This is a genomic window from Micromonospora sp. LOL_015 (assembly GCF_048060275.1).
Lineage (GTDB): Bacteria > Actinomycetota > Actinomycetes > Mycobacteriales > Micromonosporaceae > Micromonospora_E.
Window position 1 is genome coordinate 41,911 of sequence record NZ_JBHMIO010000023.1, and the last position, 13,111, is coordinate 55,021.

The 13,111-nt window shown below is 70.3% G+C and carries 16 protein-coding genes and 1 pseudogene; 5 read left to right on the plus strand and 12 right to left on the minus strand.

All coding sequences use genetic code 11. The features are described from left to right. Positions 1–169: 169 nt before the first annotated feature. Positions 170–1,879 (plus strand): FAD-binding oxidoreductase, encoded by a 1,710-nt coding sequence (locus ACFHWU_RS18755; protein ID WP_416568211.1) that lies wholly within the window; start codon positions 170–172, stop codon positions 1,877–1,879. 74 nt (positions 1,880–1,953) lie between these two features. On the opposite strand, the gene katG is transcribed toward ACFHWU_RS18755, so the two are convergent. From katG to ACFHWU_RS18790, 7 genes and pseudogenes are all read right to left on the minus strand, one after another. Next, the gene (katG, locus tag ACFHWU_RS18760; protein WP_416555363.1) at positions 1,954–4,230 is read right to left on the minus strand and encodes a catalase/peroxidase HPI; all 2,277 of its coding nucleotides are present in this window, start codon (positions 4,228–4,230) and stop codon (positions 1,954–1,956) included. Next, positions 4,227–4,682, minus strand: a complete 456-nt coding sequence (locus ACFHWU_RS18765; RefSeq protein ID WP_416555366.1) for a Fur family transcriptional regulator — start codon at positions 4,680–4,682, stop codon at positions 4,227–4,229. Before ACFHWU_RS18765 ends, katG begins: the two co-directional genes overlap by 4 nt. An 84-nt stretch (positions 4,683–4,766) precedes the next feature. After that, positions 4,767–5,339 carry a dihydrofolate reductase family protein gene (locus tag ACFHWU_RS18770; protein WP_416591147.1) on the minus strand — a complete coding sequence of 191 codons (573 nt, stop codon included), beginning with the start codon at positions 5,337–5,339 and terminating at the stop codon, positions 4,767–4,769. A gap of 256 nt (positions 5,340–5,595) precedes the next feature. Beyond that, positions 5,596–6,491 (minus strand): annotated as a pseudogene (locus ACFHWU_RS18775) (ADP-ribosylglycohydrolase family protein). A gap of 63 nt (positions 6,492–6,554) precedes the next feature. Beyond that, positions 6,555–7,703, minus strand: coding sequence for an RNA polymerase sigma factor (locus tag ACFHWU_RS18780; RefSeq protein ID WP_416555371.1), 1,149 nt, complete (start codon positions 7,701–7,703; stop codon positions 6,555–6,557). Then, entirely contained in the window at positions 7,700–8,107 is a 408-nt protein-coding gene (locus ACFHWU_RS18785; RefSeq protein WP_416555372.1) for a YciI family protein, read from the minus strand. The genes ACFHWU_RS18780 and ACFHWU_RS18785 overlap by 4 nt, the downstream gene beginning before the upstream one ends. A 125-nt stretch (positions 8,108–8,232) precedes the next feature. Then, complete coding sequence (locus ACFHWU_RS18790) at positions 8,233–8,907, minus strand: DNA polymerase beta superfamily protein (RefSeq protein ID WP_416555374.1); 675 nt, start codon at positions 8,905–8,907, stop codon at positions 8,233–8,235. Positions 8,908–8,979: 72 nt separating this feature from the next. On the opposite strand from ACFHWU_RS18790, the gene ACFHWU_RS18795 reads away from it, so the two are divergent. Then, positions 8,980–9,405 (plus strand): hypothetical protein, encoded by a 426-nt coding sequence (locus tag ACFHWU_RS18795; protein ID WP_416555376.1) that lies wholly within the window; start codon positions 8,980–8,982, stop codon positions 9,403–9,405. Here ACFHWU_RS18795 and ACFHWU_RS18800 read toward each other — a convergent pair. Both ACFHWU_RS18800 and ACFHWU_RS18805 read right to left on the minus strand, forming a co-directional pair. Continuing rightward, positions 9,390–9,950: a GNAT family N-acetyltransferase gene (locus ACFHWU_RS18800; protein WP_416555378.1), complete on the minus strand. Its 561-nt coding sequence runs from the start codon at positions 9,948–9,950 to the stop codon at positions 9,390–9,392. The genes ACFHWU_RS18795 and ACFHWU_RS18800 overlap by 16 nt on opposite strands. Before the next feature lie 16 nt (positions 9,951–9,966). Next, positions 9,967–10,179: a DNA-binding protein gene (locus ACFHWU_RS18805; RefSeq protein ID WP_282233911.1), complete on the minus strand. Its 213-nt coding sequence runs from the start codon at positions 10,177–10,179 to the stop codon at positions 9,967–9,969. A 59-nt stretch (positions 10,180–10,238) separates the two neighbouring features. On the opposite strand from ACFHWU_RS18805, the gene ACFHWU_RS18810 reads away from it, so the two are divergent. Beyond that, on the plus strand, positions 10,239–10,445 hold the full coding sequence (locus ACFHWU_RS18810) for a hypothetical protein (protein WP_416555380.1): 207 nt from the start codon (positions 10,239–10,241) through the stop codon (positions 10,443–10,445). A 227-nt stretch (positions 10,446–10,672) separates the two neighbouring features. On the opposite strand, the gene ACFHWU_RS18815 is transcribed toward ACFHWU_RS18810, so the two are convergent. The 3 genes from ACFHWU_RS18815 to ACFHWU_RS18825 are packed head-to-tail and all read right to left on the minus strand — an operon-like array spanning position 10,673 to position 11,974. Further along, the gene (locus tag ACFHWU_RS18815; RefSeq protein ID WP_416568212.1) at positions 10,673–10,864 is read right to left on the minus strand and encodes a hypothetical protein; all 192 of its coding nucleotides are present in this window, start codon (positions 10,862–10,864) and stop codon (positions 10,673–10,675) included. Between the two features lie 31 nt (positions 10,865–10,895). After that, positions 10,896–11,093 (minus strand): DUF397 domain-containing protein, encoded by a 198-nt coding sequence (locus ACFHWU_RS18820; protein ID WP_416568213.1) that lies wholly within the window; start codon positions 11,091–11,093, stop codon positions 10,896–10,898. A gap of 26 nt (positions 11,094–11,119) precedes the next feature. Next, a complete protein-coding gene (locus ACFHWU_RS18825) occupies positions 11,120–11,974 on the minus strand; it encodes a helix-turn-helix domain-containing protein (RefSeq protein ID WP_416568214.1) in 855 nt (284 codons plus the stop codon). A 168-nt stretch (positions 11,975–12,142) separates the two neighbouring features. Between ACFHWU_RS18825 and ACFHWU_RS18830 the strand changes: the two genes are divergently transcribed. Next, positions 12,143–12,457 (plus strand): hypothetical protein, encoded by a 315-nt coding sequence (locus tag ACFHWU_RS18830; RefSeq protein WP_416591148.1) that lies wholly within the window; start codon positions 12,143–12,145, stop codon positions 12,455–12,457. 32 nt (positions 12,458–12,489) lie between these two features. Beyond that, the gene (locus ACFHWU_RS18835; protein ID WP_416568216.1) at positions 12,490–13,107 is read left to right on the plus strand and encodes an ArsR/SmtB family transcription factor; all 618 of its coding nucleotides are present in this window, start codon (positions 12,490–12,492) and stop codon (positions 13,105–13,107) included. Positions 13,108–13,111: the final 4 nt, after the last annotated feature.

The following is a 13,111-nucleotide window of genomic DNA, read 5'->3' on the forward strand; positions in this document are numbered from 1 at the left end:
CCACCCTCAGCCCGCCGCGCCGACACGATGATCCAGAACCGGTGTACGCCGGACGGGTGACGTGTGCCTGAGGGACCTGAGCGGCGCCTGACCAGTGGCAAGGTCGGTGCGGTGGCCGGGGCGGAACCGACCGGCTGATCCGGACGGTGCCAGCGGGGGAGCACGGACGATGGTGAGCAGACGTACGGCGTTGCGGGCAGGCGCGGTCGCCGGGCTGGTCCCAGCGGTCGGACTGATCGGGCGACCAGCCACGGCCGTACCGACGCCGGCCGACGAGCCGACCCGGACCCCGGCCGAACAACCGACGCAGGTCAGGCCCCAGGACCCGGACATCGGGCCCGGTGCTGGCCGGGACGATCGTCCGTGGCGGGATCTGCCGGACCGGCAGTGGGTGGAGCTGCAGGGGCAGCTGTCGGCGGATGCCACCCTGTACCGCCCCGGCGGGGCGAGCTACGAGGCACTCAGCATCCCGTACAACCACCGGTACGCCAACGTGCAACCAGCCGCGATCCTGACACCCGGCACACCCGACGACGTCGCGGTGGCGGTCAGCTGGGCACATGATGTCGGGATGCCGCTGGTGCCCCGGTCCAGCCTCGGCCACAACTACGCCGGCTACTCCACCACGACCGGCCTGCTGATGGTGATGAGCCGGCTGCGGGGGATCAAGGTCACGCCGAACCGTTGGCCGGCACCGCCGCGGCGGTACGGGTCGGTCGAGGTCACCGACGATGCCGGCACCATCACCGTGCAGGCCGGCGTGGTCAACGCCGACCTGCTGCCGCTCCTGCGTGACCAGGGTGTCTTCGTCCCCGCCGGACGGTGCCCGACGGTCGGTGTGGCCGGGCTGGTGCTCGGTGGCGGGATCGGCTTCAGCGACAAGATGTTCGGCCTGACCTGTGACCGGCTGGTATCGACCGAGGTGGTGCTGGCCGACGGCACGGTGACGGCCTGCGACGAGACCAACGACCCGGACCTGTTCTGGGCCTGCCGGGGCGGCGCCGGCAACAACTTCGGCGTCAACACCTCGTTTACCTTCCGCTACGTACAGCTGCAGGGTCTGGTGTCGTTCTTTCGGTTCCGCTGGTCGGCGGCCAGCGTCACCCCGGCCATGCTGGCCTTGCAGGACGTCGCGACCGCCTACCGCGGCGATCGGCGTCTGGACTGCCGCATCGGTGCCGGCACCACGCTGGCCGCCGGCGAGCAGCAGGTGTACGCCGACGCGCTCGGCCAGTTCTACGGCACCGTCGACGAGCTGACCGAGATCCTCGAGCCGGTGCTGCGCGTCGGGACGCCGGCCGAACGTGAAGCCAACCGGGACGGCGTCCGGGCGGTGTCGCCGGCCGAGGCGAGCGTGTTGCTGTCGGCGAACACCCCGGCGCAGCAGTTCGCGGTCAAGTCGGCGGCGCTGCCCGAGTCGTTGAACCGGCGGCAACTGCAGGCAGTGCTCGACGGCCTGCACCGGTGGCCGGGCAGCCGCAACCCGGACGGGGCCGGGATCGCGTTGTTCTGCCTGGGTGGGCAGGTGAACGAGGTACAGCCGGACGCCACCGCGTTCGTGCACCGCGACGTCACCTTCATCATGGCCGCCGAGGCGACCTGGGCAGACGACGATCCGCCGGAGGTCGCCGTCGCCAACGAACTCTGGCTGACCGAATTTTTCGACGAGGTGTTCGCCGGCTACCCTCCGGCGGGGGCGTACCAGAACTTCCCGGATCCCCACCTGGCCGACTGGCGACACGCCTACTACGGCGGGAACTACCCGCGGCTGGTCGAGGTCAAGCGCAAGTACGACCCGACCGACTTCTTCACCTACCCGCAGGGCATCGGGTCCTGCGGCGCCGTCGACGGCTACGCCAACCAGTGGTGTCCCCGCTGACCTGGGACCGGAACCCGACGTGGCCCCGCTGGCCGGTACCGGCCAGCGGGGCCACGTCTGTCGAACATGCCGGCTCAGGACAGGTCGAACCGGTCCAGCTCCATGACCTTGACCCAGGCGGCGACGAAGTCGGCGACGAACTTCTCGCCGGCGTCGCTGCTGGCGTACACCTCGGAGAGGGCGCGCAGCTGCGAGTTCGAGCCGAAGATCAGGTCGACCGCGGTCGCGGTCCACTTCACCTCGTCGGTGGCAAGGTCGCGGATCTCGTAGATGTGCTCGCCTGACTCCGCCGCCTTCCACCGGGTGCCCGGGGAGAGCAGGTTGGTGAAGAAGTCGTTGGTGAGTACGCCGGGCCGGTCGGTGAGCACGCCGTGCTGCGCGCCGCCGACGTTCGCCCCGAGCGCCCGCAGACCACCGATGAGCACGGTCATCTCCGGGGCGGACAGGTCGAGCATGTACGCCCGGTCGACCAGCAGGACCTCCGGTTGGGTCTTCTCGCCCGGCCGCAGGTAGTTACGGAACCCGTCGGCGCGCGGCTCCATCACCGCGAACGACTCGACGTCGGTCTGCTCCTGGCTGGCGTCGGTGCGGCCCGGGTGGAACGGCACGGTCACCTTGACCCCGGCGTCGTGCGCTGCCTTCTCGACGGCGGCCGAGCCGGCCAGCACGATCAGGTCTGCGAGCGAGATCTGCGCGCCGCCGGCCGCGTTGAACTCCTGTTGGATGCCCTCCAGGGTGCTCAGCACGGTCGCCAGCTGCTCCGGCTGGTTGACCTCCCAGCTGCGCTGCGGCTCGAGCCGGATCCGGGCCCCGTTGGCGCCGCCACGCTTGTCGGTGGAGCGGAAGCTCGCCGCCGACGCCCAGGCGGTGCTGACCAGCTGCGCGGTGCTCAGCCCGGAATCGAGGACCTTCGCCTTGAGCGCGGCCACGTCTGCGTCGCTGACCAGTTCGTGGTCGACGGCCGGCACCGGGTCCTGCCACAGCTGGGCCTCGGGCACCCACGGACCGAGGAACCGGCTGACCGGGCCCATGTCGCGGTGCAGCAGCTTGTACCAGGCCTTGGCGAAGGCCAGTGCGAACTCGTCCGGGTTGGCCAGGAACCGGCGGGAGATCTGCTCGTACGTCGGGTCGAAGCGCAGCGACAGGTCGGTGGTGAGCATCGTCGGCTTGTGCTTCTTCGCCGGGTCGTGCGCGTCCGGGATGATCGCCTCGGCGTCCTTGGCCACCCACTGCTTGGCCCCACCAGGGCTAGTGGTCAGCTCCCACTCGTACCCGAACAGGATCTCGAAGAAGCGGTTGCTCCACTGCGTCGGCTTGTCGGTCCAGGTGACCTCCAAGCCGCTGGTGATGGTGTCGCCGCCCTTGCCGCTGCCGTGCGTGCTCAGCCAGCCCAGGCCCTGCGCCTCAATCGGCGCGCCCTCCGGTTCCGGGCCGACGTGAGCGTCTGCGTCACCGGCCCCGTGGGTCTTGCCGAAGGTGTGGCCACCGGCGATGAGGGCGACGGTCTCCTCGTCGTTCATCGCCATCCGGGCGAACGTCTCCCGGATGAAGTGGGCCGCCGCGAGGGGGTCCGCGTTGCCGCGCGGGCCCTCCGGGTTGACGTAGATCAGGCCCATCTCGGTCGCGCCGACTCCAGCCGACATCTCCTTCTCGGAGAGGTAGCGGGCGTCACCCAGCCAGGTGTCCTCCGGGCCCCAGAAGATCTCCTCCGGCTCCCAGACGTCCTCCCGGCCGAAGGCGAAGCCGAAGGTCTTGAAGCCCATCGACTCCAGGGCGACGTTGCCGGCCAGCACCAGCAAATCGGCCCAGGAGACCTTCTGGCCGTACTTGGCCTTGACCGGCCACAGCAACCGCCGGGCCTTGTCCAGGTTGGCGTTGTCCGGCCAGCTGTTCAGCGGGGCGAAGCGCTGCCCGCCGTCGCCGGCGCCGCCCCGGCCGTCCTCGATCCGGTACGTGCCGGCGGCGTGCCAGCTCAGTCGGATCATCAGCCCGCCGTAGTGGCCGAAGTCGGCCGGCCACCAGTCCTGCGAGGTGGTGAGCACCTGGACGATGTCCTGCTTGAGGGCCTCGACGTCGAGCTTGGCGAACTCCTTGGCGTAGCTGAAGTCCGCGCCCAGCGGGTTGCCCTTGGGCGAGTGGGCGTGCAGCACCGACAGGTCGAGTTGGTTGGGCCACCAGTCCCGGTTGGTACGCGGTCGACCGCCCGTTTTGGGAGTCGGTGAGTCGATCGCCGGGTTCTCGCTCTCGCTGCCGTGCGAGGTGACCGAGTCGTGGGCGACCGGGCAGCCGGCCGCCGACATCTTTTCCACACCCTGGGCGCTGGTGGGAGCGTTGTCCTGCATGTCGCTCATCTGTTCCCTTCCGGATTGGTCGATAACGTAGTGGCGTTGTCGGTCGTGCAGCCGGGGCAGGTGCCCCAGTAGACGACCTCCGCCTCGTCGACCATGAACCCGTGGTCATCGGAGGCGGTGAGACAGGGGGCGGATCCGGTGGCGCAGTCGACGTCGGCGATCACACCGCAGGAGCGGCAGACGACATGGTGGTGGTTGTCCCCGACCCGCCGCTCGTAGCGGGCGGTCGCGCCGGCCGGCTGGATGCGCCGCACCAGCCCGGCGTCGGTGAGGACCCGCAGCACATCGTAGACCGCCTGATGGGACACGGTCGGGTGGTCGGCGCGCACCAGGTCGAGCACCGTGTCGGTGTCGACGTGCGGGCGGTCGTGTAGCGCCGCGAGGACCGCCAGCCTCGGCCGGGTCACCCGCAACGAGGCCGCCCTCAACTGCGCCTCGAGGTCGGATGTCACCGGGCCACGATAGGCCGTTTTCTGGAATCATTCAAGTTTCGGCACGGAGGTGTCGCCGACCTGCTGTCACAGTAAATCTGCAGGTCATGCCAGTTGGCGGGCGCCTCGAACGGCGTACCGGTGCAGGGTGACGCCCTGCTCGAAGGCACGGTTCTCCAGCAGGTCGAGTTCGACCGGGGCATCCTGGTCGTCGAACAGAGCCCGGCCGGTGCCGAGGACCACCGGGTGGACGAACATCATCACCTCGTCGAGCAGGCCGGCCCGCAGCAACTGGGTGGCGACGGTGGCCCCACCGACGCCGATGTCACCGTCGGCCCGCGCCCGTAGCTCGGCGAGCGCCGCCACGGCGTCACCGTCGCGGCCGACGACACGGGTGTCGTGTCCGGCGTCGACGCGGGTACGCGACACCAGCACCTTCGGGGTCGACGTCCAGATTTCGCCGTACTCGCGCAGGAAACCCGGCAGCGACGCGTCGTCGCGCGCGCCCGGCCAGAACGCCTCCATGATCTCGTAGACCTTCCGCCCCTGCACCATCTGGGACAGCGCCCGCGCCCGCGCGTTGAACTCCCGGTGCAGCGACTCCCCGATACGCATCCAGTCGCCGCCGCCGTTCTCACCCGGGGCGTGCTCGATCTTCATATCCAGGGACACGTTCATCCAGTACACGAACCGGCCCGACACACGCCCTCCCAGCGACTGCGGTGCGCATGGCCGCCCGGATCAGCCCGTTCGACCCGACGGGACCGTACACCACAGCGCTACGCCGACGGCCCGAACCTGTACGCGACGGCGGCAACGGACCCGGCCCCTGGCCGCGTCGATCTGCCGGCACCCTCCTCGCCGGTGACGAGGACGAGATCGTTGACCGCCGTGGCGGCCGGATCCGCTGCTCGCCGTGTGGCAGGCAGGCCCGTCACCGGCGTACGCGGTCGGGGAGCGGTTCGCGGCGGGCCAGCCACCGCGCCGGGATCCCGCCCGGTCCGGATCCGGTGTACGCGGCCACGATGCCGCCGACGATCGCCGCGGTCGTGTCGACGTCGCCGCCGGCCTCGACACAGGCGTGGATGGCCGCCGGGTAGTCGTCGAGCCGGGTCGCGGCGACCCACAGTGCGAACGGGACGGTGTCGAAGGCCAGCACCTGTGAGCCGTTGCCCAGCTCGTACGCCGCCTCGGCGACGCCGACTGCCAGCAACCGTCTGGACCGGACGATCCCCGCGTGTAGTCGGCCGTCGATCAGGTGGGCCAGCACCACGTCGAGCAGCTCGGCAGGCTCGGGCCGGGACCGGGTCAGCCGGGACCAGCCGGCTTCCGCCGCCGCGACGGCGACGGCGACCGCGCCCAGGATGGCTTCCGGGTGGGCGTGGGTGACCTCCGCCGAGCGCCAGGCCTGTAGCGCGGCGGTACGGTTATCGCCAGCGTGGAACGCGCCGAGCGGGGCGACCCGCATCGCGGCGCCGTTGCCCATCGACCCTGGCCGTCGAACGCCGCACCGGCCGCGTTCCGCCAGGGAACGCCCTGCCGGATCTGGCGTAGCAGGACCACCGCGCCGGCACCGTAGCCACGGTACGCCTCGAAGTGCCCGGCGAACCGGGCCGCCAGGCAGTCCTGATCGACGCCGTCGCGCTCGCGCAGCTCGGCGACGATCGAGCAGGCCATCTCGGTGTCGTCGGTCCACGGCCACGGCCCGGCCGGCGGATCCCCGTCGAGCAACGCGGCAAGGCTGGTGCCGGGGACGAAGAACTGGGCGCCGAGGGCATCACCGACGGAAAGCCCGTCAAGACTGTCGTAGCAGAGGTCGAGCATCGTCATGTCGGGGCAGACTCTGCCAGTTGCGGCGGCGGTTCGGAAGGTCGGAGCCACCGTGGATCATCGTCAACTTCGCAGCTGCGTGTTGAGTCGGGCGGCCTGCCGCATGAGATGGTCGCGCTCGGGCAGGTTGGGCGCTGACCGGGCAGCCTGGGCGTAGAGCCGCGCTGCGGTCACCGGGTCACCGTCGCGCTCGTGCAGGTGCGCCGCGACGGCGGCGTACCGGGGCAGGGCCGGGTCGAGGTCCGCCAGGGCGGCCAGACCAGCTCGCGCACCGTCGGCCTCGCCGAGCGCGACGGCGCGGTTGAGCCGGGCCACCGGGCTGCCGGTGCGGCGCACCAGTTCGTCGTACCACCCGACGATCTGCACCCAGTCGGTCTCCTCGACGGTCCGGGCGTCGGCGTGCAGCGCGGCGATGGCGGCCTGGGCCTGGAACTCGCCCAGCCGGTCGCGGGTGAGGGCGGTCTGGAGCACGTCGATGCCCTCAGCGATGAGTCCGCTGTCCCACCGGCTGCGGTCCTGCTCGGCGAGCGGCACGAGCCGGCCGTCGGGGCCGGTCCGTGCCGGACGCCGGGCGTGGTGCAGCAGCATGAGCGCCAGCAGGCCGGCGACCTCCTCGTGGTCGATCATGGTCACCAGCTGGCGGGTGAGCCGGATCGCCTCGGCGGCGAGGTCGACGTCGCCGGAGTAGCCCTCGTTGAAGACCAGGTAGAGCACGCGAAGCACGGTGGCGACGTCACCGGGCTGGTCGAACCGGACGCCGGCGACGGTCCGTTTGGCCCTGCTGATCCGCTGGGCCATGGTCGCCTCCGGCACCAGGTATGCCTGCGCGATCTGCCGCGTGGTCAGGCCGCCGACCGCGCGTAGCGTGAGCGCGACCGCCGAGGCGGGGGGCAGGGCCGGATGCGCGCACAGGAAGTACAGCGCCAACGTGTCGTCTGCTGCCGTCGCGCCCTGCTCGGGTACGGGTTCGGCTTCGGCCAGTTCCTCCCGCCGCCGCCGGGAGGTGTCGGCGCGCACGGCGTCGAGGAACCTGCGCCAGGCCACCGTCACCAGCCAGCCCTTGGGATCGCGCGGTGGGTCGTCCGGCCACGCACGTACCGCCTCGACCAGGGCGTCCTGCACGGCGTCCTCGGCCGCCGCGAAGTCAGCTCCGCGACGGACGAGGAAGCCGGTCACCGCGGGCACCAGCTCCCGCAGCAGGGACTCGTTCACTCGGCGGCCGTGGGCTGCTCGCCGTAGAACGGCCGCACCTCGATCCACTCGTGGATCGGCTTGCCACCCGAGCCGGGAGCCGCGGACAGTTCACCGGCGAGCTCGATCGCGCGCTCGTAGTTCTCCACGTCAATCACCATCCAGCCGGCGATCAGGTCCTTGGTCTCGGCGAACGGGCCGTCGGTGACCGGTGGCCTGCCCTCGCCGTCGTAGCGGACGAAGGTGCCCTCCGGGGAGAGCGCCTGACCATCGACGAACTCGCCGGTGCCCTCCAGCCGGGCGGCGAAGTCATTCATGTACTGGATGTGGGCCGTGACCTCCGCCGGCTCCCACTTGTCCATCGGTACGTCGTTGACCGCCGCCGGCGCGCCCCGGTAGTGCTTGAGCAGCAGGTACTTGGCCATCATGTCTCCTTGGTGAGGTACGGCCCCATTGTGGTCGTGTTCGCACCTGGGACGGAGCCGCTCCCGGGTTCTCGACATGCCGGCGCGAGGTTTCTCCACGAAACTTCAACGACTCCGCGCGCCGGTCACCGCAGGTTCCTTTTCCGGACGGCGACGAGCAGCCGGTCCACGGCGGCCCGGTCAGGTTGATCCGGCAGTACGGTGCCGGCCGCCGCGTCGTCGAGCTCGGCCAGCAGGTCCGCCGCCCAGGCGGTGACCACCGCCCACGGCAGCTCGCCGCGCCGGAGGGCGAGCAGCCGGCCCCGCAGCTGCCCCACGTCGACCAGGATCTCCCCGGTACGCAGCACATGCGTACCGGCGGTCAGCAGCCGGATCATGTGCATCGCCTGCTTGTGGTTGGTCTCACCGGTACGTTCCCGGCGGGCCGCCACCCGGTCGAGCTGGTCCCGGGCGTAGCCGCCGTAGGTCTGGGCCAGCCGGGTCGACAGGAACGCCTGCCGGGCGGCCAGCAACTGCTCGCCGTCTTCGCGCAGCGTCTCGACCAGCGGGGACCAGAGCACCTCCAGGACGGTCGGATTGCCCTGCAGCGCCAGGGCGCAGAAGCGTTCGAACTCCCAGGAGAACTGCTCCGGCGCCGGCCCGTCGAGGTGGGTGGGCGGCTTGTCCAGCCGCCAGAACGCTCGGGTCGGGGCCACGTACACGCCGCGCCGGTCGTAGTCGGAGTCCGGTTCGTGCAGCCCGTACGCCCGGGAGCCGACGACGACGGCGAGGACGGTGTGCCGCTCGACGAGCTCGTTCACGCCGGGCACGTTACTCCTGGCCGTGTGATGTCCCGGCGGACCCGGGTTGCTCGACCGGGCGAGGATGGGGCGGTGGTGGATTCGTCTTGGGCGGCGGTCGGCCCTCGGCCGGATCTCGACCGTTTCCTGCGCGAGTACGGGCTGACTGAGGCAGGCCTGGGCGATCGGCTCCGTACTCGTCCGGTGCGGTCCTGGATCGACGGCGAGACATTCGACGACGAGTATCTGGTGCACGATTCGGTGTTGCGTCCGCATGGCGAGTTCCCGTGCGCCGGTGACGCGGAGGCTCTTGCCTTCTGCGAGGAGATCGCGAACCTGATGGTTTCCCGGTACGGGTCGACGCGGGACGCGGCGGTGGCAGTGGTCAACCGGCAGTGGTCCGAGGCCGAACCCGGGGAGCGTTCACCACGGGTGTGGATCGTCGGCTCCGACATCGTCTACCACGAGACGCCGGAGTACTGGGCCGAGTTCATCGTCAACCGTCACAGCGTGAGCTGAAAATAGCGGTATCGGGTGTCGCCCGGGCCGGGGCGGCTGTGGCCGTCGGCCTGCCAGCCCCGAGCGGCGTAGAAGCGCTGGCCACGATCGTTACGTTCCCACGCCTCCAGCACCCCGCCGGACCGACCGGTCCGCCGCAGGTACGTGACGAAGGCGTCGTGCAGCAGCCCGCCGATTCCTCGGCTCCAGCAGTCGGGGAGCACGTGGATCTGGTGCAGTTGGCCAATGTGGGCCGGGTTGACGTGACCGGTGGCGGCGGGTCCCATCGCGGCGCAGCCGACGATCCGGCCATCGAGGACAGCGGCGACGGTGAACCGCTGCGGCGAGGTGACCGCGTTCGCCCAGGCGGCACGGCGTTCGGCGTACGCCTCGGGCGACGACAGCGACGGGTCGGCCGGGTCCAGCCCACCTGCCGCCGTGTAGTAGGCGGTGCGGGCCAGCGTGTGCACCTCGGTCAGCTGATCGACATCGGCGAGAGTCGCCTTGCGTACGTGGGCCGGTGCGGGCTGGCGGTGGGGAAGGTCGACACCGTCAGGCGAGGTCATCCGGTGTCTCCTCTGGTCAGTCGGCGAAGGTGAGGCCGCGTTCGGCCAGTGCGGTGGCCAGGATGCCGACGGCCTTCGGGCCGATGCCGTGCATGGCCAGCAGGTCGTCGCGGCGGTAGGTGGCGACCTGGGCGAGGGTGGTGACGCCGGCCGCGAGCAGGGCACTGTTGGCGGGTCGTCCGATTGGCGGCAGGTCACCGATCTGGGCAGGCAGATGGCGAGTGCTCATCCGCCTACGGTAGCCGGTGTGGCCGTGCTCGGGCCTTGGTCGTTGATAGCGGCGGCGGCATGACCGTGAGCATTCCGATCACGCCCGACGATGACCTCGGCGAGAGACCGGTCGCTGCTGTTGCCGGGGGCAACCGGTTCGCTCCGATCGCATGGGCGATCCGTGAGTACCTGGATCGGCGCGCCGTCGATGCTGCTGCTGCCTGGCACGCCACCCTCGCCGGCGAGGACGCTGCGGCGTACGCCGAGTTCAACGCCACGCGGTAGCTGCAGCAGGATCGCCTGCACGCGGCGATGTTGTCGACTACACCCTAAGTAGCCGACGAGTTCGTGTTCGGGTGGTCAGCGCCAGCGCCAGCGCCTGCAGCCGTGCCTACCCGGTGATCGTGTTGATCCACGATCGCGCCGACGGAGACGTTCCCGGCATCCTTGTTCCGCTGCCCAGCGATGTGAGGCTCAGATACCTTACGACGCGGTCGTAAGGTATCTCAGCCTCACATCGACGCGGCTTTGCCGCCGTCGACTGCGAGCCACTGGCCGACGGTGGAGAAGTCGGCGTCGGTGAGGCCGAGATGCGGGTCGACGCGGTGCAACAGGGCCTTGCCTGGGTGGTGCGTGGCACGGGCGGCGAAGGGAATCAGCACTCCGTCGACGTCGAGGAAGACGTACGAGCGGTCGGCGGGCACGGGCGTCGTAGCGGAAGGCGGACCGGCCGAGTCAGCGGCTGGACACCGTGGTGAGGAACGCCGTCCATGCGTCGGCCGGGAAGAGCAGCGCCGGGCCGTGTGGGTCCTTGGAGTCGCGTACGCCGATCGTGCCGCCGGCCAGCGTGGCCACCTCGACGCAGTCTGACCCGCTGGCGCTGCTGCGGCTGCTTTTGCGCCAGTGAGCGTGGGACAGTTCTGGTGCGGTCATCCCGCGTCTCCTCTGGCCGGTCGGGGTCAGTCGGGAAGCTCCTCTGCCGCCCGAGCCAGGAACCTGCCGGACTCGTCCGGGTCCATGGCCTTGGCGCACAGATGATCGAACATGAGTTTATATCGCGCCACGTGGGTGTCCTCCTCCAGCAGCAGGGTGTTCGCATCGTTCTCGATGTAGACGATGGGCGGGTCGAGGATCGGGTCGGCGTAGCCGAGGATGGTGAACGGACCGGCCATGGCGGCGTGCGCGCCTGCCCCGAACGGCACGATCTGCAGCTCGATCGACGGCTGGGCGCAGGCATCAATGAGCCGGGTGAGCTGAGTGCGCATCACCTTCGGGCCACCGACGACCCGGCGGATCGCCGCCTCGTCGAGGACGATCCAGAGTCTCGGCGGCACGTCCCGCGACAGCAGCGACTTGCGGGCGAGCCGGGCGGCGACCCGCCGGTCGATCTCGTCCGCGTCGGCGGTGCTGCGGCCGGCGTGGATGATGGCGCGGGCGTACTCCTCGGTCTGCAACAGTCCCGGCACGTACAGGCTCTGGAAGCTGCTGATCGCGGTGGCCTCCGCCTCGAAGCCGACGTAGTCGTCGGGCAGTACGTCGCCGTACGCGCTCCACCAGCCCTTCTGCCGGGCCTGCTTGGCGAGCGCGGTCAACGACTCGCGGTCCTCGTCGGACGCCTCGTAAAGGCCCAGCATTTGCTCGGTGTCCTTGAGCGTTATCCGTGAGTGGCCGTGTTCGAGCCGGATGACCTTGGTGCGGTGCCAGCCCAAGCGGCGGGCGACCTCCTCGGCGGTCAGACCGGCCGAGTCGCGGAGCCGACGTAGCTCCCGGCGTAACCGGCGAGCGCGGATCGTCGGGCTCGGAACCTGTGCCACGAGAACACCTCCGGGTGCATCCGGGTCTGGCAGCGGGGCGACGTGAGTTCGATCGAAGTATGTACTACAGATCTCTCGAACGGAAGTTCATTGCGACGTTGTATTTTTGTGTACGTGGACGCATGCTGAGGGCAGGATGACGACGTCGCCACTGCCCTGGAGGTGTCCGTGACCGACAACCGTTCAGCACGCTGGACCGACCCGACCCTCGATCCGACCCAGCGAAACCGGGACCTGTTCGCCGTACTCGATCGGGCTGACCTGTCCGAACCGGCGCGGGCCGCTGTGGCGCACGCCCTCGGCCCTGACGCCGGCCCGGCCGGACACGCCGAAGCGCTAATCAACCGCTACCTCAACGAGCGCGAGCGCCGCCGGCCGGTGGCGCAGACCAACGGCAGCGGCGACGGTCCGGGTGGGATCGGCAACCTGCCGGACTGGAAGGGCCCAACGCTGCCAGGTCGTCCGGCAGCCACCCGAACATAAGATCTGTCTTGACAAAAATAATCGTCGGTGAGATGTTGATCGGCATGTTGGACGTAGCGGTGATCGAAGACCCGGCCGCCGCCGAGGCCTCACTCGACCCGATCCGGGCACGGCTCCTCGCCGAGCTGGCCGAACCCGCCTCGGCGACCATGCTCGCCGGCCGGGTCGGGCTGGCCCGGCAGAAGGTCAACTACCACCTGAAGGCGTTGGAGCAGCACGGCCTCATCGAGCTCGTCGAGCAGCGGCGCAAGGGCAACGTCACCGAGCGGGTCATGCAGGCCACCGCCGGTTCGTACGTGATCTCACCGGCCGCCCTCGCCACCGTCGCACCGGATCCGGCCCGCGCACCGGACCGGCTCTCCGCCCGCTGGCTGCTCGCCGTCGCCGCCCGCCTGGTCCGCGACGTCGGATCCCTGATCACCGGCGCGGACCGGGTGGACAAGCGGGTCGCCACCTTCGCGATCGACGGCGAGATCCGCTTCGCCTCGGCTGCCGACCGGGCCGCGTTCGCCGAGGAGTTGGCCAACACGGTCACCGCGCTCGTCGGCAGATACCACGATGAGACGACCCCCGGCGGCCGGCCGCACCGGCTGGTCGTCGCTCTGCACCCCAGCACCAGCACCAGCACCGACGAACCGCAGGAAGGCTGACCCG

Coding starts and splice junctions, on each gene's coding strand:
- ACFHWU_RS18800 (WP_416555378.1), bottom strand. CDS start 9,950: ATGACCTCGCCTGACGGTGTCGACCTTCCCCACCGCCAGCCCGCACCG.
- ACFHWU_RS18835 (WP_416568216.1), top strand. CDS start 12,490: ATGTTGATCGGCATGTTGGACGTAGCGGTGATCGAAGACCCGGCCGCC.
- katG (WP_416555363.1), bottom strand. CDS start 4,230: ATGAGCGACATGCAGGACAACGCTCCCACCAGCGCCCAGGGTGTGGAA.
- ACFHWU_RS18805 (WP_282233911.1), bottom strand. CDS start 10,179: ATGAGCACTCGCCATCTGCCTGCCCAGATCGGTGACCTGCCGCCAATC.
- ACFHWU_RS18755 (WP_416568211.1), top strand. CDS start 170: ATGGTGAGCAGACGTACGGCGTTGCGGGCAGGCGCGGTCGCCGGGCTG.
- ACFHWU_RS18810 (WP_416555380.1), top strand. CDS start 10,239: ATGACCGTGAGCATTCCGATCACGCCCGACGATGACCTCGGCGAGAGA.
- ACFHWU_RS18770 (WP_416591147.1), bottom strand. CDS start 5,339: ATGAACGTGTCCCTGGATATGAAGATCGAGCACGCCCCGGGTGAGAAC.
- ACFHWU_RS18785 (WP_416555372.1), bottom strand. CDS start 8,107: ATGGCCAAGTACCTGCTGCTCAAGCACTACCGGGGCGCGCCGGCGGCG.
- ACFHWU_RS18820 (WP_416568213.1), bottom strand. CDS start 11,093: ATGACCGCACCAGAACTGTCCCACGCTCACTGGCGCAAAAGCAGCCGC.